This window comes from Erythrobacter sp. F6033 (assembly GCF_023016005.1).
Lineage (GTDB): Bacteria > Pseudomonadota > Alphaproteobacteria > Sphingomonadales > Sphingomonadaceae > Erythrobacter.
Window position 1 is genome coordinate 2,527,438 of record NZ_JALKAZ010000001.1, and the last position, 24,464, is coordinate 2,551,901.

Below are 24,464 nucleotides of genomic sequence, written 5' to 3' on the forward strand. Positions count from 1 at the left end.
TCGCAGCGCGTGCGCTCGCGGCACCAATGGGCCTGTTCGTGTACATAATCCTGTATGGCGGAATGACTGTTCTTGCCGGTGTGGTTGCGTTTAAGCAGGTGCAATTGTGGCCCAGCAATCTTGCGGTTGAAGCGGGTATTTTCCCGTTCCTGCTGTTGGTTGTGATCACCAGCACGATTGCGCAGCTTTACGGGCAGAAACTCGCCAATAGACTGATCTGGATCGGTTTTATACCGCTCGCCCTTTCGGCTGCGCTGATCTATCTGGTGCTGTCCCTGCCCGCTTCGCCAGAGATGCTGGAGTTCCGGCTTGAGGATCTTTCCGCCTTTGAACGGGTGCTGGGCCAAACACCGCGCATCCTGATGGCGGGCCCGGCGGCCTACATCACATCTTTGCTGCTCAATGTCTGGATTTTCTCGAAACTGCGCGGGTCAGGTGAGGCGACCACTATGGGGCTTATGATCCGCGGCGCTATCGCTTCTGCATTGAGCCAAGCGGTCGATTCCATCATTTTTATCACTCTCGCCTTCTATGGCGAATTTGACATCACAAACCTGATGATCGGCCAAGTCCTTGCGAAAGTAACGCTCAGTATCGTGCTCGTGCCGTTTCTCATCACAGGCGGCGTGAAGCTAGCTCAATGGCTGGATTCGCGCAGCACTTAACCCAGAATGCTCTGGGCGGATCAGCCTGACAGGTCAGTCAGACAGCGCTTCAAACGTTAGTCCAGAATGGGCGCGAAGCCGTTCGATTAACGCATCGCCCAGAAGCGTCGCCGGTGTCCAGAAACCGCCCGGTGCATCGGCTGGCACGTCTTTCGCCAAACATGCCGCCGCTTGTGAAAGCATCTTGGCCGTTGAGCCGTATCCGGGATCACGATCACCAGTAACGCGGCAGGAGATTTTCTCGCCGTCAGGGGTGGTGCCCAAAAAGACGAGATCAAACTTGCCCTCCATCTGCTCTGTTGGGCTTGGCCCTTCACCGGGTTTCGGCAGGACCGTTTTTTCCAGAACCCAACGGACCGGAGGCAGCGCCATCGCGACCATCATTGCGCCCATACCGATTGACGTCAGACGCGCCGCGCGTTTCCCGCGCGAGCCATCGCCCGTCGCCATCGCCTCTTCGTAGAGGAATTGCGTGCCGTAACTGTTGCCCGACGAGGCATTCGATCTGTGCACGACCCGGGTATTAATGGCCGCCATGATGAACGGGGCGATCCAGCCACCAAACTCGCCGTCATATTCCATCTTCACTTCGCGCTGGCGAGCCGAGAATGGATGATCCGGCGGGCAGAGACTGTAGGGGTCTTTCAGTTCACGGCGAAGCTCTGCGTCGGCAGACGCTTCTTTCACCATATTGATCATACTCGCGATTGTTCCGCCAGAAGCACCGCCCTTCATCTTAACAACGCGCATATTGATCCGGTCGCAGGTCTTCCCGAATTTCTCCATCGCGAGGCTTTGCAAGAAATGGACGCCGAGATCAGACGGTATGGAATCAAACCCGCAGCAATGGACAATGCGCGCGCCGGATTTCTTTGCCGCGGCTTCGTGCTGCAATTGCATCTTGCGAATCCATTGTGGCTCGCCTGTCAAATCGCAATAATGCGTTCCAGTGGACACGCAGGTTTTGACGAGCGTATCGCCGTAAAGCGCGTAAGGCCCGACGGTGGACATAACGACCTTTGTGCGGTCGCAGATCGCCTTCAGCGCCGCTTCGTCAGAAGCATCAGCCACAAGCATTTCGACGCCCGACAATCCGATCTCATCGCTCACCTGCTGAAGCTTGCTCAGAGACCGGCCAGCGATTGCCCAAGAGATCGATCCATCGGCAAATTGTTCGTGCATGTAGCGCGTTATGATCTGGCCCACGAAACTGGTGGCGCCGTACACAATGATATCGAATGTCTTGCCGGTCATAGTGAGCCTTGCGGTTGGAGCTGGTTGCGATCTTTGAACCCTATTCCAGCTCTATCAGCACTAAGCAATGTGATCGCGACCGTCGCGGGCGTTTTGCGACCATGGCCGGAAACCGGCTAAAGCCCGTCATTGAACCCTTTTGATGGTCACCTCAAAGTTCATGGAGGCTTTGCCGCCAATCCATTCGTGCCATTCGCTGAAGCTTTCATTCACTTTGAGATCACGACCAAGCTCATGGGCTTTGGTGAGCGCATCATGGGGTTTGTAAAAATCCAACGCGCCGAGCGGATCGAAGATCGTTCCGCGAATCCGCAAATCCGATACACCATCTTCGCCCGGAGGAACTGTGATCGTGAGCGCCGCCGGACCGTTGTCATAAAACTTGTAGTTCTGCGAGCGCGGCCCCTTGTCCGTGCATCGTACGCTGAAGTTCCGGTTTTTTGATTCCAGCTTATCTCCGGCGCTATCGGTAACACTGATCTTCGCCACCCCGTTGTAGCGTTTGCGCAAGAGCGATGACCCCCTGCATTCACCGCCACTGATGTGGAGTTGATAGATACGCGGAAGCGCTGCGACCGGCTCCGGTGGGGGTATGACATTTTGACCATCATCAACTGGAGCGATCGTTAGCTCTGCCGGAACAAGATTGTATTTCGCTTCGCCCAACGCGCCTTTAACTATGCCCTCCAGAGTGCCATCCGGTTGGCGGTTGAAGACGACCTTTCCCATCATCGGCAGATCATCCGCTTCGAACGTGTTTGCTCCGGTCTGGCGAAAGTTCCGAAGTGTCACCATGCCCGGCTTCACCTTTAGGATAAGCGCGTGCGTCCACGGATCGACCACATAAGCGCGCCCATTTTCAATCGTGATCCGCTTGTTGATCGTAGAGACGATGTATGTCCCGTCCGCGGTGGTTGCTTCGCCTTTTTCGACTTCTTCCACCATCGGCAGGAACGCTGGCACTTGGGCCTTGGCCGGCGCCGTCGATATCATGGCTGCACCCAGCAGCGCGCCCGCAAGCATCGCAGATTTCATGTTGATAGGCATCTCAGTTCCCCTGACTTCGCACCCATCCACGTGTGGGTTGTACGAAATTCAAAAAATTCACTTGGGCTCGCTTAGAATTAAGCAAGCTTCCGATGCCCCATTCATACGGAGGTGACCGAAAGCAGACATGGGGCTGATACCCCATCCGTTGCTTTGAGGTGCGCAGCAGACGAGCATGCGCAGAATTGCAAACCGACCAATTCCGATTCTATACCGCCATGGGCAGAGGCTTCGGGGGGACTGACAACGCCATGGCGACTTATCGTGCAATCATTGCCGATGATCACGCAATCGTGCGCAGATCACTTGCCGCGATACTGGCCGAAATCGGCAATGTTGAAATCGTCGCCGAAGCGGAAAACGGCATCGAAACGATCGCCCTTATTAAAGAGCACGCACCCGATCTTTTGTTGCTGGATGCGGCTATGCCATTGGCGCGCGGCGTACAGGTCTATGCCGAGGCACGCAGATGGTCGCCTGACACAAAGGTGATCGTTGTTACGGGTTTCACGTCTGTTTCCATGCTCGCCGACTGGCTTTCGGCAGGCGTTGACGGGCTTTTCCTCAAATCGGCCAACCCCGAAGAAATGCATAAAGGCTTTTCACAGGTGCTCGCAGGCGGGAAATTCGTCTCAGAAGAGGTGGCACGCAAACTTGCGGCCGAGCCTGAGCGCGAGCAGCTGACCGATCGCGAACGAGAGGTCCTCGCTCTGATCGCGGCAGGCCACCAAAATGGACCGATCGGCGAAAAGCTCTTCATTAGCCCAAAGACCGTCGAGAAACATCGCGCCAGTCTTATGGCGAAACTTGGAGTGAATTCCGTTTCAGGCCTCCTCACCTACGCATTGCGCGAAGGGATGTTGGACGAGCATCGACAGTTATGAACGGGCGGCCATGTATAGCTGACGGCGCCGGATGGGGGATGCACCCCATTTGCCGCCAAAGCCTCGCGGTCTAGTCCGGGGTCCATGATGGATCTCTCGTCTCGTTTGCACCTGTTTATGCGCTCAGCACGGTCGGTATGGCTGTTCGTTGTTGCCACGGCGCTCCTTGGTACCGCCGCGGCCTCTCAGACTGCCTCGGTGAACCAAGGGCCAGCCGAGTTGCCGCAGGGAAACGCGCATCTCCAGCCGTTTGACAATCTGCGGTATCTTATCAGTGACGATGCAGCGCTCGACCCCGATGCTGTATTGGCGCGGCGAAACGAGTTTAAGCCGCTTGAGAGCCCCTGGGTCGACTTTGGCGAGCAGCAAGGTGCAGTTTGGTTGCTGGTTGAGGTGACAAACTCGGCCGACCGTTCCGGCAGGTGGATGATCGATATCCAGCGACCGTTCGCGGATGAATTGATCGTCCAAAAACGCGGTGCGGGCCAGCCAGTAGAGACGCTGCTTTCAGTCGATCGGCAAACACCGTTTCAAGAGCGTCCTGTGGTCAGCCAATATCTTGTCGCGCCGCTTTGGATGGAAGCGGGAGAGACCGCAGAAATCCTTGTCGGGCTAAGGTCATCGACCGGGACTTGGATGCCCCTCACCTTTGCCACCGAAGAGCGGATGCGCACCGCGCATATGCAAGAGGCGCGCACCAACTGGATCATCAATGGTGCCATGGCGGCGCTGGTGATCATTGCGATTGCCATGGGCCGGTTGGTCGGCTGGCCGCTTGTCGGGTCATTCGCCGCTTATGTCAGCCTTAGCGCTTTGTTTGTTGCCAACAATGAGGGGTATTTGCATCGCTTCTGGTGGCCCGGATCAATGGGGGCATACGAGCCCGCAAACCTGCTTTTGCTGTGCGGAATGATGATCGCGGTGCTTCAGTTCGCGCGCCTATTCGCTGGGCTAAAGGCGCATTCTCCGCGTTTCAATCGCGGCATCATCGGCCTGCAAGCGGTGCTTGGATTGCTCGCAGTCTTGTGCGTTTTTCTGTGGCAGCTCGATGCGGTCAGTGTGGCGGTGTTCGCAATCGTTCCTGTCGTTGCCATAGCGTATTTCGCAATCGCTATTCTCGCATGGCGCGCGAAAACCTTGGGTGCGATTCCGTTCACAGCGGGTTCGATTGCAATCCTGTTCACCGTCGTAACGATGGGGGCTGTCTTGGCGGTTCCCGGACGCTTTCCGCTCACTGTCGCGCTCGATTATTTTCACGCTACAGTGCTGATCGAAAGCGTCGCATTTCTCATCGCAATCCTTGTGCGCATGCTTGCCATGCAAGCCGATCTCAACCGCTCGTTGCAAGCTGAAGTTAATGCCGCGAACGAGCGCCTAGAATTATCAGAAGCGCTCGAAGAAAGCCGGGCACGCTATGACACAGCCCGGACGCAAGCCGATGGATTGCGCAATCGGCTTGCCTCAACGTCGCACGATCTTCAGCAACCCCTCATGTCGCTGCGCCAGAGTTTAGCCGATGTGGCGAGGCGCGATCCGCAATCAGCTGGTGCCTTGCAGACTGCGCTCGATTACCTGCAAAATGTGACCGACGCGGGATTGGAGGCAGCTGTTTCCGATAGCGATCTTTCTGGCGAGAAACCGGAGGAAGGTGATGAGCTCTTCCCCGTTGGCCTCGTCCTGGAGAACTGCGCCACGATGTTTCGAGCGGACGCAAAACAGCGCGGCATCGATTTGCGGGTTCGCAGCAGCGACACTCTTGTGAAAACCGAACCAATCGAATTCATGCGCGCTGTCAGCAATCTGGTCTCCAATGCGTTGAGGCATTCCAAGGCGAGCACGGTCTTGGTCGCAGCACAAACACGTCCGGATCATGTCCTTGTGCGAGTATTGGATAACGGATGCGGCATGGGCAGCTCTCTGCCTTCAAAAGTGCGAGCAAGCCCTGTGGAAGCCGAGCATAGCAAGGGGCACGGCCTTGGGCTCAAGCAAGTCCAGAACCTCGCCAGCAGGCCAGGACACTCTTTGAAGGTGCGATCCGCAGTAGATGAAGGGACCTGCGTGACACTAGTGATCCCTCGCAGCTGACCGAATCCTCAATCCAGCCGCTTCTGCTTTGCTGGCATTGGAACAACGACTCAAAGATCGCTTGCTCGATTTTGCAGACGAATTGTGGAGACAACGCTGGTTTAGGACCGTTCGGGTTACGGTTTTCCAACGGTTTCAATCTGTTGTAAAAAGTGGTGAGCCCTGCTGGGTTCGAACCAGCGACCTACTGATTAAAAGTCAGTTGCTCTACCAACTGAGCTAAGGGCCCCCACGGGGTATTCGGCGGGGTTGGTATGTGCCGAAAGAGCGGCCCACTTAGTCAGGGTGGGTAGAAGGGTCAAGCGTTACGCGTCATTATCGAGTATGAAATTTCGCAGTGTCTTATTCTTCCGCATGCGCAGCGGTCCAATGCGCAGCGATTTGACTGTTGTTTGGAGCGGCTTCGCGGGCCTTGGTTAGCAATCGGCGGGCTTCAGCTTTCGAGCCACCTTGCTCCCAAAGCGCCCAGCCCAGCGTATCGAGAATCTGCGGACTTTGCGGCGCTTCCGCCAAGGCTCGGCGCGCAAGCGCAACAGCTTCGGCATGATCGCCGAGCTTGGTCTTGACTGCCGCCGCGTTGTTCAGGAGCGCCGGATCATTCTTACCCGCCCCGTTCACGAACGGTCCGTAAATCGAATCGGCCTTGGCCCAGTCTCCTGCACGAATGGCTTTGCCAGCTTCAAGCATAGTCTTGGACAGATTGGGTGCGGCATCCCGCTTCGCGATCAACGCACGGATTCGCGCCGCATCGCTTTTGTTGGTCTCCTCAGCCACCTTCAGCGCGAACAACAATGTCCCGCCGTCAGTTTGCGGATGATCGACCACCGGCGCGATTGTCTTCCAGGCGTTTTCGAATTCGCCTTCTTCGGCATAGCTTCGCGCGAGCACTCGCTGCGCCATCATATCGTTTGGATGGTCTTCTGCGTACCCGCCCAAGGCAAGTATTGCGGAGCCGTGTTGTCCGCGTGCTGCATCGATAAACCCGCGCAAACGGCTGAATGCGGGCTCAGATGCAATCGCCGGGGGAACGGTCTCGATAAGTGCGAAGGCCTGTTGAAGATCACCGGCGTCGAATGACATTTGCGCCAAGAACAGAACGCCGATCGGGTGGGTCGTGCCGCTTCCGCCGGTTTTCTGGATCCAATCAGCAGCGGCCTGTTGGTCGCCGCGATCACGCGCAATCGCCGCCATGCCGAGCATGGCGGTTTGGTGGGCAGGCTGAACGCTCAACACGGTTTCAAACCGTTTCGCGGCCATGTCCAAATCGCGCTCCCCAAGTGCAATTTGACCTGCAAGCATATGAGCCTGAGGCACTGCGGGTTCGATTGAGAGAACCGGTTGCAGACGCGCAAGCGCCGCATCTGATTGCGCTGCTGCCTGCAGCCGCTCCGCATCGATTGTCACAAGCCGCGGGTCTTCGGGGAATTTTTCGAGTCCCTTATCGAGTTGCTCGGAGGCAGTCGGCATATCGCCTTCGGCCATCGCGATAGCGATTGCAGCAGTGTAAGCCATCGCCACATCGTATTCGAGCACACCCACCGCTTCACGGGCCGCACCCATATAGTTTCCGAGCAGGTAAGCCTCTGCCAGTTTCGCCTTTGCGAGACTGCTTGCATTCGGCCCTTTGACCAACGCTTCATACTCAGTCACCGCTCGATCGGGATTGCCCGTTGCGATTGCCAAATCACCAGCGAGCATGCGCAGATCGGCATTGTCGGGATCTGTGGTCAGCGCCTGATTGACATATTCCAGCGCAATACGCGGGGACCCATCTGACATAGCCGCTCTCGCTGCAGCCAATGGATCGGCTGGCGCGGTGTCACACGCCGCCAAGAACGGCATCGAAATGAACGCCAATGTGGCGGCTGGAATAATTGAGCGGGCGGTGTTCGTGCAAAACTTGGGCATAGGTCACGCACATACCGCAAGATGCTTAACAGGCCGTTCGTGCGGGTTAACTGTCAGAATTTCTTACAGACGCACGGACTCAGACACGTACGTTAACTACTACAAGCCCCGTATTTCCGGCAATTTTCGCGGTCTGGCACACCTATTGCTTAACCTTTGTCCGTAGCGAGCCGCCGATTAACCGGCTCACCAGAATTTAGAATTAGAGACATAGGACAAACGGGGAATGGCAATGAGCAAGCTTTACAAATCCGCCGCAATCGCTCTCGCAGCGAGCACGATGGCTGTCGCGGCACCGGCTTCGGCGGACATTTTCGAGTATGAAATGACCAATGGTGACATCCTGACCATTGATACCGACACGCAGATCGGCACATGGAAAGGAAACAAGATCGATGTTTCCTTTACCAGCCCCGAATTTGCCAACTTTCAAGGCGGCGCCAATCCGAGCTTCACCTATACGCTCACAGACATGACCGGTACGCGTAGCATTCGCGGCACCGACTACACACCGACCCGCCAGAACGGTAACCGTTTCCACCCGTGGATGATGAAAACGACCCGCGACGGTCGCATCAATCTGTGGTCGTGGTGGGGTGATCCCGTGATCGCTGGCGACTATGTGAAGCGTATCGGTGACTACCGCGTTGTCGACGTACCGGCTCCGGGCATCGTTGGTCTTCTGGCCCTCGCGCTTGCAGCACTTGGCTTTGGCCGTCGCCGCCGAAAGATCAAAGGCGCCGCTGCTGCATAAGTCAGCTGCTTTCTAAAATCAGCAAACGCCCGGGTGCCTCATGCATTCGGGCGTTTGTCGTTTTGGAATGGGTTAAATCCGTGCGGCGAGTTGGCGCACGCTCAATCCGCTTACCGGATCGCGCCAATCACCTGCGATTGCGCCCGCAGGGCTCAGCACAAAATCACGCTCACGAAAATCGACATGCGGGATCGTGAGCTCGTCGGATTGCCACTCACCACCGCTCCAAAGCACAATATCGAGATCAAGCACACGGTCGCCCCAGCGCCGCCCTTTGCGCCGTCCGAACGCGCGCTCCATCCGCTTTAGTCCGGCGAGCAATGCGGGCGGATCATATTCGCTATCGAGTACAGCAGCGCCATTGGCGAACTGGCGCTGGGCTGGTCCCATCGGCGCGCTGTCGATGATCGGTGCCCGCGCGCTTACTGTGCCAAGCGCGGCGAGCTCCTCCATTACGGCACGCAGCACGTCTCGCGGGCGGCCATAGATGGGATGCCGCCGGTTAGACCCCAACGCGATCAGATAGGAACTGCTCAAATGTCTTCTGCAATCCGGCCGTAAAGCTGCGGACGACGATCCCGGAAAAAGCCCATACCGGCACGGTGCTTTGCTGCCTGCGCCAGATCGAGCGTTGCGACCAGAATGCCTTCTTCTTTGGCGCCGAATTCCTGCACCAGATCGCCCCACTCGTCCGAAATGAAGGAGTGCCCGTAAAAGCTCTGCTCGCCTTGCGGACCTTCGGCACCGATCCGGTTGCTGGCAACCACCGGCATGCAATTCGAAACCGCGTGACCAATCATCGCGCGCCGCCACATGCGGCTTGTATCAAGGTCCGCGTCATACGGCTCCGACCCAATCGCAGTGGGATAGAGAAGCACCTCAGCGCCCTTCAAAGCCATCACACGCGCACATTCGGGATACCATTGGTCCCAGCAGATGCCGACACCGATACGAATCCTGCCGCCGTCATCGCTGGCGATGTCCCACACTTTGAAACCGTCATTGCCCGGGCGGAAATAGAACTTTTCTTCATATCCTGGCCCATCGGGAATGTGGCTCTTACGGTACGTGCCCATGATCTCGCCATCAGGGCCGATCATCGCGAGCGTGTTGTAATAGTGGTGGCCATCACGCTCGAAAAAACTGGTCGGGATCGTGACGTTCAACTTCGCTGCCAGTTTCTGCATGGCGACAACGCTTGGGTGCTCCGCAGTCGGACGCGCGAGTGCAAACAGCGCTTCGTCCTCTTCGCGGCAGAAGTAAGGTCCGGAAAAAAGCTCCGGCGGCAGGATGAGTTTCGCGCCTTTCGTGGCGGCTTGCTCAATCAATGCGCTGACCGCCGCGATATTCGCAGCTTCATCGTCTAGGCCCAGCGCAAGCTGGAGGGCGGCTACAGTGAGTTTCGTCATTGGAATCCTCTGGCGCCGCCCTTAAGCCTATTCCGCTTTCCTGAACAACAACGTCATCCGGTCGCTCTCGCCAATCGCTGCATAGGTTTCGCGATCTTCGTCACCTTTTGCGTAGCTTGGCGGTAGAGTCCAAACGCCGTCTTCATAGTCGGCGGTATCATTCGGGTTGGCGTTGATTTCGGACGTGTCGACAAGTTCAAAGCCCTTGCCTTCGAAGAACGCGATAAGCTCGTCCTGCTTCAGATAGCCCATATTACCATCGACATAGTCTTCCGGTGCATCCGCTTTCGCGCGGTGCTGAACCACGCCGAGCATGCCGCCGGGTTTCAGCGTCGCGTGAAGAGCTTCGATCTCGCTGTCGGCAACGCCCCAACGAATGAGGTTGTGCATCATACGCATCATCAGCACTCGGTCGACGGTGCCGTTCAGTTCTGCGGGAATCGCATTGCCGAAATGGAACGGCAGAGCCTCTGCCGGGATGCCCAGCGTTTCTGACTGAGTTTCGGAAAAGCTGTCCGCAAAGCCGCGCACACGCTCAACAAATCCCTCGCCCAGGCTTGCACCCGCTTCGGGCGGAAAGCTGACCGCTACATAGCCGCCATCACCATTAACATAGGGGGCAAGGATACGCGTGTACCAGCCGCCGCCCGGAGCATATTCGATGACCGTGTGATTTGGCTCCACCTGAAAGAACGCCAGCGTTTCGGCCGGATTGCGGAATTCGTCCCGAGGACGATCCTCATCGCGGCGCGCGTCGGCCAGCACTTCTATCAGCTTGGTGTTTTCAGCGCTGGCTTCCACCGGCGCAGTCTCACCCGCTTCCGGAGCGCACGCAGTCAATGCAAGCGCTCCAACAGCGGCCATCAGAATATGTCTCATATGCTCTCTCCGTGAGCGGTTTAGTCAGCCTTTTTGAACAGCAACGTCATCCGGTCGCTTTCACCAATTGCAATGTATTCGGCGCGCTTTGGATCATCCTGACCGGTTGCGAGCACAGGCGGCAAAGTCCACACGCCGCGTTCCCAATTTGCCGGGTCTTTCGCGTTAGCGTTGATTTCGCTCTCAGCGGCAAGTTCGAAACCGTTAGCTTCGAAAATCGCGACAACATCGGCCTTGCGCATGTAACCGCGCTGGCGTGCACCGTAATCATCGTAGCTCGCGCCATCTGGCGCGCGGTGCTGAACCACGCCAACCATGCCATCATCTTTCAGCATCATACGCGCCGCTTTCAGCACGCTGTCAGCACTGTTGCCAATGTTGAGGCCGTGCATCGAGCGGAAAATCACCACCCGGTCGACCGTGCCAGCAGCGTCTTCTGGCATCTCGTCGGTTTCAAACGCGGTAACATCATCCGCGCTTACGCCCATACCTTCGGCTAAGCCGTTTTTGAACGTTTCAGTCCAACCTTTGGAGCGCGCTTCCTGAGCGCGGGTGCGATAGGTGCGGCCATCGCTGTCTTGGTTGAACGCGATGTATTTGCCAGCGGGCATTAGATACGGCGCAAGAACGCGGGTGTACCAGCCGCCGCCGGGACCATATTCTGCCACAGTCATGTTTGGCTCGATCTGGAAGAAAGCGAGAGTTTCGACTGGGTTGCGATATTGATCGCGCGCACGATCACCATCGCGGCGTTCATGGGCGAGCACGTCTTCGAGCGCGGGCGCGCTGGCGGCATGATCGTCTGCTGCAACAGGGGCACTGACTGTTAGAGCGGCACCGGCAATTGCGGTGAGCGAAGCGAGATAAAGTGGTTTCATCCGTAAGGGATCCTCTCGATTGGAAACGAATAGCCCACATCTCCTGACGCAAGGGCGCGATAATGACAAGTCGCAGGCCTGCGGCACTGGCAAATCCTGTCGGCGATCTTATGTCATTCATCGAATAGGAGACATGACAACATGGAACAGGCAATCATTGCGGGCGGATGCTTTTGGTGCACCGAGGCGGTGTTCAAAGACGTGATCGGCGTGACCGAGGTCGAAAGCGGCTATATCGGCGGAGACAAAGCTGATCCTACCTACAAAGAAGTCTGCACCGGCAATACCGGCCATGCCGAAGGTATTCGTGTGACCTTTGACACCGATCAGATCACTCTGCCTGAAATCTATGATGTGTTTCTGGGCACCCATGATCCGACCCAGCTGAACCGGCAGGGCGGCGATGTTGGCACGCAATACCGCTCAGCAATCTTTCCGCTCTCCGCCAAGCAAGGCGAAGAAGCCGAAGCTGCGATTGGCCGCTGGAACGCCGAGAATGGCAAAATGGCGGTGACCACTATCGAAGGTCTTGATGGCGAGGCGCAGTCAAAGCCATGGTATCCGGCAGAGGATTACCATCAGGAATATTGGGAAGGCGAAGGTCAGCGCAATCCCTATTGCCAAGCAGTGATCCCTCCCAAGATCATGAAGCTGCGCAAGAGCTTTCAGAAGTATGTGAAAAGCTAGGGCAAGCTTCGCAATGCCGCGGCAATTCAGCTCATCTTACACCGGCGATCACAGAGTAAAGGCAGATGGGAGTGTCGCCTTCAGCTGTTCGCAAGATGTCGGGGCATGGCCATGGCTGACGCTCGGACCGCATCATCCGATCGCGATTCAGGCGCAGAATTTCTGGACCAGTGTGGGCGCGATCTTAGCCCTCGGCGGAATGAAGGACGGTCAATGGTCCGCGCTGACTTGGACAGAATGGACATGCGGCGACGCCGAAGCCGGGATGGCCGTGCGCGGAAGCTATGAGCGCGAGACCTCAGGTGATGATGAGCATTACTTGATCGTATTGTACGATGGGGATGACCGCCAAATCGTCTCAATGCGCGGACGCGGCGTGGTCTTTCGCAATCGCAATTTTGAAGAATGGCGCGGGAAAGCCAAATCCAAAGCAAGGTCGCTTTCGGACGCTGAAACGATTGTGTTCGCGGCTCGCGATATATTGGGGATCGGAATGCAAGAGCATCCGCTTATAGGCGTTTTAGATACCCATAAGGTTCCGTATTGCGATGCTCTGATTACTGCTGAAAACGGCCTCCCACCTGCCAACCCAATGCTTGGTGGTTCAGGCGATCACGTCAATTCTGTGCACATGATCGAAGCGGCACGGCAGGCACTCTGCCAGCTGACCGAAAATCCGAGAGTTAAGGTTAGCGGCGGTGAGATGGAGCTCAACCGCTATGTAGAGCTTGGCACTCCATTTCGGCTAGACGTTGCAGATCACAGCAAGAAAGAAACGGTCTTCTCGCTCGTTCAGCTAGGCAAAGTCTGTGGGAAGCTGACATTGCGCCATTAGGGCTTCCGCCAGCGCCCGATAAAGAACCCGTCGAGCCCGCCTTCATCAGCAAGCATACCCGGATGCGTGCGCAGCCAACCTTCTTTGGTCGGTTGCAGACCAGAGGGAAGCTCGTCCGCCGTGATCGGTACCGGCTGCAGATCAAACGTCTCGTCGATCCAGCGCGCCTGATCTTCGCCCTCTTCTGTTTCCAGCGAACATACCGCGTAGATAAACGTCGCGCCGCTCGGCAGCCATTCGACCGCCTGATGGATGAGCGATTGCTGGATTTCGGTCATTTCGCCAATCTGGCGCGCACCGATCCGGTGAAGCACATCAGGATGGCGGCGGCAGGTGCCTGTGGCCGTACAAGGCGCATCAAGCAGAATCGCATCGAACTGTTTGGCCGGATGATACGTCAGCGCATCGGCCTTCACGACTTCGGCTTCGAGCGAGGTGCGCTTCAAATTCTCGCGCAGCATCTCCAGTCGTTTGCCGTTGATGTCGAGCGCAGTGACCGTCCAGCCATTCGCAGCGAGCGACATCGTCTTTCCGCCCGGCGCTGCACAAAGGTCTAGCGCTCTCTTGCCTTCGCCATTGCCAAGCAAGCGCGGCGGCAATTGGGCGGCGAGGTCTTGAACCCACCAAGCGCCATCGTCAAAGCCCGGCATTTTCTCGATTGGTGTACCGCGAGGCAGGCGAACGTGTCCTGCAGCAAGGCTGACCCCGCCCATTTCAAGCGTGCGCGCCTCCGTTTCTGCGACATCTTTCAGCGCCAGATCAACTTCGGGCGGGTCTATCAGGCCGGGCGCAATTGCCTCCGCCCTGCCGCCCCAGCGAGTCAGTACGGCATCGCTCATCGTTGGCACATCCGGCAACGACACTTCGCGCTTCATCAGCGTAGAAAACACACCATGCGCCAGCCTGCGCGGACCGCCGGTTAGCAACGGCAGACATGTTGCGATCACCGCGTGCGGCGGCGTTTGCAGCCGCAGGGCTTGCGCCAGCATCAACCGCAACACGCTGCGCGGCTTCGCATCGTCGGGAAGGCGTTTCTTGGTCGCGCTGTCGATCAACAGATCGAGGTCCGCCAACCAACGCAGGGTCTCACCAATGATCGCACGCGCCAAAGCGCGGTCCGCTGGGCCGTCTACACCTTTCAGCGCAGCAGCCTCAGCCTGTTCGAGCGTCTCGCCCCGGCGCATTACTGCATCGAGCGATTTGAGCGCAGCGCGGCGCGCGGGAAAACCTGGAGCAACAGCCATAAGCGACGCTCATAGAGATATTGAAACCAAGCGCCAGTTGAAACCATATGCAAGCCCGCGCATTGGTATAATGCAATGACAAAACAAAAATCAGAAGCCGCAAAGAATTTTGCAAAGCCCGCGCACTGGACCAATGATCCACCGCCGGAGCCGAAAGCTGTCGATCCACTCAAAGACGAGCCGCGCGAATTATCCCCTACCCGCTATGGTGACTGGGAACGCGAAGGCATTGCTTGGGATTTTTAGATTTTCTTGAACTCCACTTTTAGCCCGTCTTTGGGCTGAGGAATCGGCCAAGCCTGCCACTCCGGCGCATAGCCTTCGCTCACCTCGATCCGGTAACGCTGGAGCAACTGCACCATCAGCACTTTAATCTGCATATAGGCGAAATGCAGGCCGAGGCACATGTGCGCGCCGCCGCCAAACGGGACCCATGCATATTTGTGACGCGCTTTCACCAGATCAGGTGTGAAGCGCATCGGGTCAAAGCTTTGCGGATTGTCCCAATATTCTTCGGAAAAATGGGTCCAGTGAATGTTGATACCCACCATCTGGCCAGCAGGGATTTTATAGCCGCCAAATTCAAACTCTTTCAGCGCGCGGCGCGGCATGGATGGCACAGGCGGCACCATGCGCAGAGATTCCTTGAACGCCATATCGGTCAGTTCAAGTTTGCCAATATCACCATAATCCAGAGCGCGCGGCGCGCCTGATCCGTCAGGCCCGCCGGTCACCGCGAATATCTCCTCACGCAGCTTTTCCTGCCACTGCGGGTTAGTCGCGAGGTGATAGACTAGCGACGTAGCACTCGATGTAATCGTGTCATGCGCCGCCATCATCAGGAAGTTCATGTGGTCAACAACCTCGTCAACCGGCAGCAATGATCCATCCTCGCGGGTGGCGGTTGCAAACTGGCTGAACATATCCTGCCCGCCGCCTTGCTCGCGCCTTTTGTGCGTTTCGGCAGTAAAGTAATCGACGAGATACTTGCGACCATCAACCCCGCGCTTCATCTTCGTGAATGGCAAAGGCGTGCGCACAGGCGCGACCGAAGCCTGCACCATATCGACAAATGCAGTGTTGATCTTTTCTGCTTCCGGCCCCCACGGGATGCCGATGAAGCTGTCAGCCGCGAGATCGAGCGTAAGTTTCTTGATCGCCGGATAGAACTCCATCCGGCCTTCCCAATTCGCCACTTCACGGGAAATCCCGCTATTCAAAGCGCCGGCGTAATGGCGCATCGGGCCGGGCTTGAAGGCGATCGACAGCGCACGGCGATCAATCCGGTGATGGTCAAAATCCATCAACATTAGACCACGCGGGAACAGTTGATCGAGGACTGGGCCCCAGCCTTGCTCGCTGGAGAAAATCTTCTCTTTATTGAAGAGGACAAGCTCGTTGGCATCCGCTCCGATCAGCGCAACGTTCCAGCCGCCAAAGGCATAGGTTTTGTACACCTTGCCATAGGTTTCGATCATCCGCTGTGTGAAAGCGTGCGGATCGGCCAGCTGTTTGAACGTGTTTCCAACGACTGGCCATCCAGCCTCGCCAGGAATATGCGCAATCGCATCTTCATTGGGGACACCCTCGCTCCAATGATCGAAGGTTGGTTCTGCGGAATCGGTTTTTGCAAGCGTAGCCATAATACTCTGTTTCGTATCCAGTTCGGATTTACAACTTATTTACGGCGAACGCTGTGTCAAATCCAACCGGAAAGCTCTCGCCTGATCATCGCATCAAGCATTTGAACCCCGCTTTGCGAGACATTGAGGCAATCGAGCACAGCGTAATCCTCTCCGCCCGCTTCTATAAACTCATCGCGCCCTTCGATAGCCAGTTCTTCCAAAGTCTCGACGCAATCGGCAGCAAAGCCGGGCGCTGCGACGACAAGGTGTTTTGTGCCCTTCTCGCCTTCAGCGATCAAAGTGTCATCGGTTGCCGGTTCGAGCCACTGAGCAGGGCCAAAGCGCGACTGAAACGTGGTTTCAAACCGGACACCGCCAAATTCAGGGCGATCCGCCAGCCGCTCTCGCAGGAGCCGCGCGGTTTTGTGACAATGGCAATGGTAGGGGTCGCCCTTTTCGAGGGTGCGCTGCGGCATCCCGTGAAAGCTCATCAGCATGACTTCGGGACGAAACGAAAGGCCACCGACTTGCCGTGAAAGATCGTCAGCCAAGGCGTTCAGATAAGCATCGTCATCATGGTAAGGCGGCACAAATCGAAGCGCCGGCTGCCAGCGCATTTGGCCCAGAACGCGGGCGACCTCGTCAAAAACAGTTGCCGTCGTCGCAGCGCAATATTGCGGATACATCGGCGCGATCAAAATCCGGTCGCAACCCTTTTCGGTCAGCTCGCCCAAGCGCTGCTCAATCGACGGCGAACCATAACGCATCGCGTAATCAACCACGACATTCTCACCGAAATCACCAGCAATCGCTTCCGCTTGGCTCGCGGTGATATCAGCGAGCGGCGACCCACGATCCGTCCATATCTTGGTATACGCTTTTGAGCTTTTTTTTGGCCGCGTATTTAGAATGATCCCGCGCAGAATTGGCTGCCATGCGATCTTTGGAATTTCGATCACGCGTGGATCAGACAGGAATTGTTTGAGGTACTTCTTCACCGACTTGGGATCAGGCCCATCGGGCGTGCCAAGATTGATCAGCAATACACCTATCGCCCCGCTTTTGACGGGGGGGTGATCATCGGAAAGGCGCTGTGTCTGCCAAGTCATGATGGGAGTAACGCCTCAGGCGCGATCTGTATCCTTCATGTGCAAAGTATCGGTCTTGCGATGCGAGAAAGGCAAAGTTTAAATCCCGCCGGAAAGTAGGGGTAGGCGCCTCAAGCGCAAGCCCGTGGCAGAAAACAGTGCGTTGGCAATGGCTGGAGGTGCAACAACTGCCCCCAATTCGCCGGGATCAGCAGGCGCCGCAGAACTGGCGATAAGCTCCACGTCAATCTCCGGGCAATCGGCCAAGGTTGGTAAGCCAAGATCCGCATAGTCAAAGCTTTCCGGCAATCCGGCACGAAAACGAATTGCATTGCCAAGCGCTGTACCAATTCCGAATATCAGTCCGCCTTCGATTTGCTGGCGAGCGATGTCAGGATTGATGACCTGCCCAATATCCACCGCGACTGAAAGCCGCGTGACCCGCACGCCGCCTTCGCCCTGCCGCGCTGTCGCGATGCAGGCGATCCGGCCACCAGTCTTGGCATCGCCGATCCGGTGACATGCAAGCCCCTGACCGCTTTGGTCTGCGCCGCCATTCCATTCTGCCATTTGGGCGGCTTTCTGAAGGCAGGTGGCCATGCGGATATCATCGCCGAGCATCGCCATCCGATAGGATAACGGCTCACGGCCATTCTCCTGAACGATCTCGTCAATAAAACTTTCGATCGCAAATGCGGTGTAAGTGTTTGCATTGCCTCGCACCCGACCCACCGGAAGGCCGATCTCAACCGGGATGTGTTCGACGACCAAACTTGGCAAGCGATAGGGCGGCACTGCGCCTTCACAGGCAAGTGCATCTTTCTGGCCAGCGCTCTCTCGGACGGCAGCTGAAGACGTGAGATTGCCAAACAGCCGCTTACCGAATTCATGCGTTGCCGGCGGGCAAGCAATGCGCAAACGCATGGCATCAACATTCGCATCGCCGCCCTGCGATAGTTGCGCACCAATCAGCACATAGGCTGGATTGCGCGGGCGCCCCAAAACCATCTCTTCGCGTCTTGGCCAAGTGAGCTGAACCGGACGAGCCAATTCCTTTGCAATGATGGCGATTTCGATCGCCTGATCATGTTCAAGCCGCGCATCGAAGCTTCCCCCCGCCGGCATCGGATACAGCGCAACATCCTCGACTGCGATTCCGATAGCGCGTGCGGCTGCAATACGGGCCTGCTCTGGTGCCTGACTGGCGATCCACAGTTCCAGCCGTCCGTCCTGATATTGGGCCGCAGCGCATGCTGTCTCAAGCGGGGCCGCTGGTGCAGGCTCCACTTCATAACGGCGCGCCATATCCACGCGGGTCATGGCATCTTCGCCAAATCCGGTTTCGGCGATGCGAAAAGAATCGCCGCCATCAACCATCGTGTCGAGACGCGCGCTGATATCTTCACTCGAAACCGGAAAAGCGGTCTTGAATTGCGGCTGCATGGCTTCAATGGCCTGCTGCGCGCTCCACCAAGTCGTCGCGGCAACCGCGAGCCATTTCTTTGATTTCACCGCCCCGACAACCCCGCTTACGCTTTGGGCGGCCTCTGCTTTGAAGTCTGTCAGCTCAGCTCCATCATTGGCACCATGCCGGATCGCTGCGAACACCATGCCGGGTAAGCGGATGTCGCCAGCATATTGATACGAGCCGTCAACTTTCGATGGCATGTCGATACGAGGATATTCAGGCGGCGCATCGGCAATTTCGCGCGAAACCTCCGCGATCGGCAATTCCGGGCGCAATGGCGGCGGATCGGGCGGCGATCTGTCCGCTGCACCCGCTGCAAGCTCACCGAAAGTCGCTCTGTTCTCTCCTAGAGAGACGATGCCGTTATTCACCTGGCATTCCTCCCAGGAGGCATCCCAGCGTGAGGCGGCTTCTTGTGCCAACATGGCCCTTGCGGCGGCCGCAGCTGCGCGCGAGGGCGCTTTGTAAGCAACGATAGATGTACCGTCCGCCGTCGCGCTAAATCGGTTAGAACCAGCGAAACGTTCAACCTGCATTGCGTCTGTTGGATCGGAAAGGCCCGCAGCAAGCGGATCCCACAGCGCCATCCATTTTTCAGCAAGCGGGATATTGGGATAGGCGCCAGAGATAGGCGCAGGCTCGATCGCAATCTGCCGCCAATCCGCTCCGAGTTCTTGAGCAACAATCTGAGGCAAAAGCGTTGTGATCCCCTGCCCCATTTCAATCTGGGGCACGGCAACTGTTACCACGCCATCCTCTGCGATCTTCAACCATGCATCGAAGACGTGCTCACCTTCTGCAGCGATCAGCGGATTGGGATAGCTGCGAGGCATCAGATACCACGCGACCAGCAGGCCGCCACCGGCCGCCGCACCTGTCATCAATCCCCGCCGCGTTACCTGCATAGAATCAGAATTCCTCGCCACTAAGCCACGCGGCGATCCGCTGCGCGATTGCCGAAAACGGCACTGCGCCTTCGCCATCGGTCGCAGCAGGGGGCTTGCCCGAATCTCCGCTTAACCGCGTTTCAATGCGAAGCGGCACTCTGCCAAGGAACGGGATTTCGAGCGCTTTGGCGAATTTCTCGACCCCGCCTTGGCCGAAAGGATCGCTAACCTCGCCGCAAGACGGGCATTCATATCCCGCCATGTTCTCGACCAAGCCAATGATAGGAATTTCACCTTGCTCGAACAGCTGGCCTGCGCGCGCTGCATCAATCAAGGCGAGGTCTTGAGGTGTAGAGACCAGCACAGCGCCGTCGGGCTTGCTGTCCGACATCATTGAAAGCTGCACATCGCCCGTGCCCGGCGGCAGATCAATCAAAAGCAAATCGGTATCGCCCCAATCGGCCTGCACCAATTGCCCAAGCGCTTTTCCAGCCATCGGACCGCGCCACGCCAACGCTTTGCCGGGCGCAACGATGTGACCCATGGAAAGCACTTTAACACCGTGCGGGCTTTCGATAGCGATCAGTTTTTCGCCGCGAGCTTCCGGCTTTTGATTTTCTGTCGCAAGCAGCTTTGGCTGGGATGGACCATAAATGTCGCCATCAATCACGCCAACTTTGTGCCCCTGCCGTGCAAGAGCCACCGCGATATTTGTCGTGAGGGTGGATTTACCCACACCGCCTTTGCCCGATCCGATTGCGATGATTCGCATCCGTTTGCGATCAGCCACCAAAGCCACACGCACTTCTTCGACACCCTCAACACCTTTGAGCGCATTGCGATAGGCGACCTCGAGAACTTCGCGTTCTTCAGGTCGCATATCGCCTGCATCCGCGACAATGATAGCACGACCCTTCGCGAGCCGTGCCGACTGGACGCGGCGGCTGATATTGTCTGGCATCGCTGCGCGCAATCGCGCTTCAATCGCCTTTGGAGTTTCACTTTGTGTCATTGCGAAACGCCTCTAACATCAAAATCGCTACGCCAACCCCTGTTTTTCGCGAGAAGGCGTTCCTATAAGAGAGTTATGCAGATTTTTGATCGGTTGAAAGAGCGCTTTGGGATGTCCGGTTCGGGCCTCGCCATGGCTGATAAGAACCCCTGGGGCGGCTCGGGCAGTAAAGGTGACGGCGAATCGTCCTCGGGTGACAATTCGGAAGGCGGTGGCTCTGATGGTCCGCGCAATCCGTGGCTCCCCGGTGGCGGATCGGGTGACGGCAAACGCCGGTCGGCCAGCATCGAAGATATCTTCAAGAATCGCGGACCCGAAGGTCCAAACCGCGGTGGCAGCGGTGGCGGCCCGAATTTCCGTATGCCGGAAAGGCCCGGCGGCGGCAGCTGGCTGCCGATTATCATTGCATTGATCGTGTTAGTCGGTCTCGCTTTGACCAGCATGCACCTGATCCAGCCGAAAGAAAAAGGGGTTGTGAAGACACTGGGAGCATACACTCGTACGCTCGATTCCGGCCTGAATTTCACGTTCCCCTACCCAATTGAAACCGTTGAGATTGAGGATGTCGAAGGCGTTCGTGCTGTCAACATTCCGGCATCGGGCGATAGTGCGAAATTGATCCTCACTGGGGATCAGAATCTCGTCGATCTAAGTTATATCGTCCGGTGGCGGATCAATGATCTGGCGGACTTCAAATTCCAACTCGCCGAACCCATCGAAACGGTTGGTGAAGTGGCAGAGGCGGCCATGCGCGCTTCGGTCGCTGAAAAAACTCTCGATGCGACATTCACGGGTGCTGGTCGTGCCGAAATTCAACAGGCCGTGCGCGAGCGTATGCAGGAAACGCTTGATGCGTACCGAGCGGGCATCCAGGTCGTTGGTGTTGAAATTGCGAAAGCCGACCCCCCAAGCGAGGTCGTCGATGCGTTCCGCGATGTTTCTGTTGCTGAACAGAATGCCGATGCGGCGCGGAACCTTGCGCGCGGTTATGCCCAACAGACCATTGCTGGTGCCGAGGGTGAAGCCGAGGCGTTTGACAAGGTTTATGAGCAATATCGCCTTGCCCCAGAGGTCACCCGTCAGCGTCTCTATTACGAGACTATGGAGCGTGTCTTGGGCCAGACTGACAAAACAATCGTCGAGGCAGAGGGCGTAACGCCTTACCTGCCGCTTCCTGAATTGCGCCGCCGTGCGACACCGCCCGCGCCGATCACAGCGCAAGCGCAACCTACTGAACAGGGGCAATAATCATGGAAGCTCTCTGGAATAATTATCGCTGGGCGATCATCCTTGTAGGCCTCTTGATCATCGGCCTGATGATGAGTGCCTATATCGTGAACGAAGAGGAACAAGCCGTTGTTGTCCGTACGGGTGAGCCGGTGCGAACCGTCAACACACCCAACGGTGTCACCGGGCCTGGGCTCTATTTTCGCGTTCCATTGATCGAATCTGTTCGCAAAATTGAAAAACGCGTCCTCGATCTGGAAATGACTGACGAAGAAGTGCTTTCGAACGATCAGCAACGTCTGCTCGTCAACGCTTACGCACGTTTCAGGATTGTCGATCCACAGCGGATGATTGAACGTGCTGGTACGACAGAAGGCGTTCGTGTCGCTCTTGAACCGATTTTGAATTCGGCTCTTCGTCAGGAACTGGGACGCCGCACCTTTGCAGCTATGCTAACGGCGGAACGTGGCAATGCGCTTGCTAATGTGAAGGTCAACCTCGACCGCGAAGCTCGCCAATACGGCGCCGAAGTGATCGATGTTCAGATCAAGCGCACTGATCTTCCTTCGGGTAGACCACTGGAATCGGCTTTTCAACGTATGGAGTCAGACCGTGAACGTGAGGCGCGAACCATTCGTGCCCAAGGTACGCGTGATGCACGGATCATCCGCGCTGAGGCCGATGCCGAAGCTGCGCGGATTTTTGCCAACGCATTCGGCAAGGACGCAGGATTTTATGACTTCTACCGTGCCATGCAGAGTTACGACGAAACCTTCCGCAAGGCGCGTGAAGGCGAGAACGGTCGCGGCGAAAGCTCTATAATCCTGTCACCAGACAACGAATATCTGCAGCAGTTCAGAGGGCGACGTTAATCACAAGACTGTCCGACGAACCGTTGATCATTCGCTACCGACTACAAGCGTGTTCAATCACCGTTAAGTGCATCCCCGCTCAATGGAGATGCGTAGTTTTGAAATAGACCTGAGCTTGAAGCGGAGCCGATATCCGGTTGTTTCGGGCACTGAAGAAGGAAAAAGAGGACGTGAAAAACGTGCGGTATGTATATGGACTGACGAGCGCCCTACTTGTTGGAGGCGCGGCTGTTTCGCTGGTCTCCGGGCAGCCGGTTGGCGCACAGGTGGCGCAAAACGATACGAGCGTGATGAACAATGTGGTTCCGCGCGCAGGAGCACCGGCAAGCTTTGCTGATCTCACCGAGCAATTGCAGCCAGCCGTGGTCAACATCGCCACCCGTCAACGTGTCGAAGTCCAGAGCCGCAACCCGTTTCAAGGCACGCCTTTCGCGGAGCTGTTCAATCGCCGCCGCGGCCAACCGGCTCAGCCACAAACACGCGAAGCGCAATCGCTTGGTAGCGGGTTCATCATCTCCGCTGATGGTTTTGTCGTCACCAACAATCACGTGGTCACACCAAACAACCGCGCGACGCTTGAAGAAATCACCGTCACCATGCCTGATGGCACCGAATACGAAGCGGAGTTGATCGGCGCAGACGCTCAGTCGGACTTGGCGGTGCTGAAGATCAAATCTGGCAACACTTTCCCATTCGTAAAATTCGGCAATTCAGCTGAAACACGCGTTGGCGAATGGGTGGTCGCAATCGGCAATCCGTTTGGCCTTGGTGGGACAGTTACCAGCGGGATCGTGTCTGCGGTCTATCGTAACACAGGACAGGGCGGAGCATATGACCGCTACATTCAGACTGACGCCAGCATCAACCGCGGCAATTCGGGCGGTCCGCTGTTCGATATGCAAGGCAATGTGATCGGCATTAACAATGCGATCTTCTCGCCTTCAGGCGGCAGTGTCGGTATCGGTTTCGCAATCCCTTCGGAAATCGCTGCGCCAATCGTTGATCAGTTGAAAGAAGGTCAGGAAATCGAACGCGGCTTCCTTGGCGTTGGCCTTAACCCGATGACAGACGACTTTGCCGATTCACTTGGCCTGCCGGCCAATCGCGGTGAAATTGTGCAGAACGTCCAGGATGACAGCGCCGCAGACAAAGCTGGTCTGCGGGCTGGCGATATTGTGACCCGGATCAATGGCCGCGCTGTAACCAGCGAACAAACCGTATCTTACTTGGTCGCTAATCTCGCTCCAGGTACGCAAGTGCCTATCGAAATTCTACGTGACGGCGAGACCATTGCCGTCACCGCTGTTCTCGGAAAACGTCCGAGCGAAGAGGAATTGATCCAGCAACAACAGACCTTCGACCCGGATTCCGAAGAACCGATGGATCCGGATGAAACGGATGCGACTATCGCAGAAAAGCTCGGACTTTCGGTGCTCGAAATGACGCCTCAAATCGCTCGCTCGCTTCGAGTTGACGAGGATACAGTGGCACTGGTTATCGGCCAGGTAGATCCGAATTCGGACGCTGGCCGCAAGGGTCTTCGCCGCGGTGACCGACTTCTTTCGGTCAACAACGCGCCGCTCGCGACAATCGAGCAGTTGCGCACCGCAATCGCAGATGCCGAAGCCAACGATCGTGAAGCGCTACTCTTCCGCGTGCAGCGCCGCAACGATCCGCCGCGCTTCCTGCCAATCCGCCTGCGTTAAGTCGGACGACAACCAAACAAAGAGAAGGGCGCTGAGGCATCTGCCTCAGC

Annotated in this window: 22 protein-coding genes and 1 tRNA gene; 10 read left to right on the plus strand and 13 right to left on the minus strand. The window is 57.0% G+C overall.

The features are described from left to right. Window positions 1-26: 26 nt before the first annotated feature. Window positions 27-665 carry a queuosine precursor transporter gene (locus tag MWU39_RS11880; RefSeq protein WP_247160374.1) on the plus strand — a complete coding sequence of 213 codons (639 nt, stop codon included), beginning with the start codon at window positions 27-29 and terminating at the stop codon, window positions 663-665. Window positions 666-698: 33 nt separating this feature from the next. On the opposite strand, the gene MWU39_RS11885 is transcribed toward MWU39_RS11880, so the two are convergent. Further along, window positions 699-1,919, minus strand: a complete 1,221-nt coding sequence (locus MWU39_RS11885; RefSeq protein WP_247160244.1) for a saccharopine dehydrogenase NADP-binding domain-containing protein — start codon at window positions 1,917-1,919, stop codon at window positions 699-701. Between the two features lie 126 nt (window positions 1,920-2,045). Then, window positions 2,046-2,966 (minus strand): hypothetical protein, encoded by a 921-nt coding sequence (locus MWU39_RS11890; protein ID WP_247160245.1) that lies wholly within the window; start codon window positions 2,964-2,966, stop codon window positions 2,046-2,048. A gap of 251 nt (window positions 2,967-3,217) precedes the next feature. On the opposite strand from MWU39_RS11890, the gene MWU39_RS11895 reads away from it, so the two are divergent. After that, window positions 3,218-3,850 carry a response regulator transcription factor gene (locus MWU39_RS11895; RefSeq protein ID WP_247160246.1) on the plus strand — a complete coding sequence of 211 codons (633 nt, stop codon included), beginning with the start codon at window positions 3,218-3,220 and terminating at the stop codon, window positions 3,848-3,850. An 84-nt stretch (window positions 3,851-3,934) separates the two neighbouring features. Then, window positions 3,935-5,935: a sensor histidine kinase gene (locus MWU39_RS11900; protein WP_247160247.1), complete on the plus strand. Its 2,001-nt coding sequence runs from the start codon at window positions 3,935-3,937 to the stop codon at window positions 5,933-5,935. A gap of 153 nt (window positions 5,936-6,088) precedes the next feature. On the opposite strand, the gene MWU39_RS11905 is transcribed toward MWU39_RS11900, so the two are convergent. Both MWU39_RS11905 and MWU39_RS11910 read right to left on the minus strand, forming a co-directional pair. Further along, window positions 6,089-6,164, minus strand: a tRNA-Lys gene (locus tag MWU39_RS11905). A 113-nt stretch (window positions 6,165-6,277) separates the two neighbouring features. Then, on the minus strand, window positions 6,278-7,843 hold the full coding sequence (locus tag MWU39_RS11910) for a tetratricopeptide repeat protein (RefSeq protein ID WP_247160248.1): 1,566 nt from the start codon (window positions 7,841-7,843) through the stop codon (window positions 6,278-6,280). A gap of 232 nt (window positions 7,844-8,075) precedes the next feature. Between MWU39_RS11910 and MWU39_RS11915 the strand changes: the two genes are divergently transcribed. Beyond that, window positions 8,076-8,597, plus strand: coding sequence for a PEP-CTERM sorting domain-containing protein (locus MWU39_RS11915; protein ID WP_247160249.1), 522 nt, complete (start codon window positions 8,076-8,078; stop codon window positions 8,595-8,597). A 72-nt stretch (window positions 8,598-8,669) separates the two neighbouring features. Here MWU39_RS11915 and folK read toward each other — a convergent pair whose 3' ends face one another. The 4 genes from folK to MWU39_RS11935 are packed head-to-tail and all read right to left on the minus strand — an operon-like array spanning window position 8,670 to window position 11,763. Next, window positions 8,670-9,134, minus strand: coding sequence for a 2-amino-4-hydroxy-6-hydroxymethyldihydropteridine diphosphokinase (folK, locus tag MWU39_RS11920; RefSeq protein ID WP_247160250.1), 465 nt, complete (start codon window positions 9,132-9,134; stop codon window positions 8,670-8,672). Beyond that, on the minus strand, window positions 9,131-10,006 hold the full coding sequence (gene aguB / locus MWU39_RS11925) for an N-carbamoylputrescine amidase (RefSeq protein ID WP_247160251.1): 876 nt from the start codon (window positions 10,004-10,006) through the stop codon (window positions 9,131-9,133). Before aguB ends, folK begins: the two co-directional genes overlap by 4 nt. Before the next feature lie 27 nt (window positions 10,007-10,033). Further along, window positions 10,034-10,885, minus strand: coding sequence for a methyltransferase (locus tag MWU39_RS11930; protein ID WP_247160252.1), 852 nt, complete (start codon window positions 10,883-10,885; stop codon window positions 10,034-10,036). Between the two features lie 20 nt (window positions 10,886-10,905). Then, on the minus strand, window positions 10,906-11,763 hold the full coding sequence (locus MWU39_RS11935) for a hypothetical protein (protein ID WP_247160253.1): 858 nt from the start codon (window positions 11,761-11,763) through the stop codon (window positions 10,906-10,908). 141 nt (window positions 11,764-11,904) lie between these two features. Between MWU39_RS11935 and msrA the strand changes: the two genes are divergently transcribed. Together msrA and MWU39_RS11945 are read left to right on the plus strand one after the other, a co-directional pair. After that, window positions 11,905-12,450: a peptide-methionine (S)-S-oxide reductase MsrA gene (gene msrA / locus MWU39_RS11940; RefSeq protein WP_247160254.1), complete on the plus strand. Its 546-nt coding sequence runs from the start codon at window positions 11,905-11,907 to the stop codon at window positions 12,448-12,450. A 13-nt stretch (window positions 12,451-12,463) separates the two neighbouring features. After that, window positions 12,464-13,285: a hypothetical protein gene (locus MWU39_RS11945; RefSeq protein ID WP_247160255.1), complete on the plus strand. Its 822-nt coding sequence runs from the start codon at window positions 12,464-12,466 to the stop codon at window positions 13,283-13,285. On the opposite strand, the gene MWU39_RS11950 is transcribed toward MWU39_RS11945, so the two are convergent. Continuing rightward, window positions 13,282-14,529 carry an RsmB/NOP family class I SAM-dependent RNA methyltransferase gene (locus tag MWU39_RS11950; RefSeq protein WP_247160256.1) on the minus strand — a complete coding sequence of 416 codons (1,248 nt, stop codon included), beginning with the start codon at window positions 14,527-14,529 and terminating at the stop codon, window positions 13,282-13,284. The genes MWU39_RS11945 and MWU39_RS11950 overlap by 4 nt on opposite strands. Window positions 14,530-14,604: 75 nt before the next feature. On the opposite strand from MWU39_RS11950, the gene MWU39_RS11955 reads away from it, so the two are divergent. Beyond that, window positions 14,605-14,775, plus strand: a complete 171-nt coding sequence (locus tag MWU39_RS11955; protein ID WP_247160257.1) for a DUF1674 domain-containing protein — start codon at window positions 14,605-14,607, stop codon at window positions 14,773-14,775. Here MWU39_RS11955 and MWU39_RS11960 read toward each other — a convergent pair. The 4 genes from MWU39_RS11960 to MWU39_RS11975 form a co-directional block, all read right to left on the minus strand. Continuing rightward, window positions 14,772-16,172: a cytochrome P450 gene (locus MWU39_RS11960; RefSeq protein ID WP_247160258.1), complete on the minus strand. Its 1,401-nt coding sequence runs from the start codon at window positions 16,170-16,172 to the stop codon at window positions 14,772-14,774. The genes MWU39_RS11955 and MWU39_RS11960 overlap by 4 nt on opposite strands. 56 nt (window positions 16,173-16,228) lie before the next feature. After that, window positions 16,229-17,263 (minus strand): ferrochelatase, encoded by a 1,035-nt coding sequence (gene hemH, locus MWU39_RS11965; protein ID WP_247160259.1) that lies wholly within the window; start codon window positions 17,261-17,263, stop codon window positions 16,229-16,231. Between the two features lie 78 nt (window positions 17,264-17,341). After that, the gene (locus MWU39_RS11970) at window positions 17,342-19,591 is read right to left on the minus strand and encodes a molybdopterin cofactor-binding domain-containing protein (RefSeq protein ID WP_348646389.1); all 2,250 of its coding nucleotides are present in this window, start codon (window positions 19,589-19,591) and stop codon (window positions 17,342-17,344) included. A gap of 28 nt (window positions 19,592-19,619) precedes the next feature. After that, window positions 19,620-20,609 carry an Mrp/NBP35 family ATP-binding protein gene (locus MWU39_RS11975; RefSeq protein ID WP_247160261.1) on the minus strand — a complete coding sequence of 330 codons (990 nt, stop codon included), beginning with the start codon at window positions 20,607-20,609 and terminating at the stop codon, window positions 19,620-19,622. Between the two features lie 75 nt (window positions 20,610-20,684). On the opposite strand from MWU39_RS11975, the gene MWU39_RS11980 reads away from it, so the two are divergent. The 3 genes from MWU39_RS11980 (at window position 20,685) to MWU39_RS11990 (ending at window position 24,414) form a co-directional block, all read left to right on the plus strand. Next, window positions 20,685-21,857, plus strand: a complete 1,173-nt coding sequence (locus MWU39_RS11980; RefSeq protein WP_247160262.1) for a protease modulator HflK — start codon at window positions 20,685-20,687, stop codon at window positions 21,855-21,857. A gap of 2 nt (window positions 21,858-21,859) precedes the next feature. Beyond that, window positions 21,860-22,708 carry a protease modulator HflC gene (locus MWU39_RS11985; RefSeq protein WP_247160263.1) on the plus strand — a complete coding sequence of 283 codons (849 nt, stop codon included), beginning with the start codon at window positions 21,860-21,862 and terminating at the stop codon, window positions 22,706-22,708. Between the two features lie 170 nt (window positions 22,709-22,878). Further along, entirely contained in the window at window positions 22,879-24,414 is a 1,536-nt protein-coding gene (locus MWU39_RS11990) for a Do family serine endopeptidase (protein ID WP_247160264.1), read from the plus strand. Window positions 24,415-24,464: the final 50 nt, after the last annotated feature.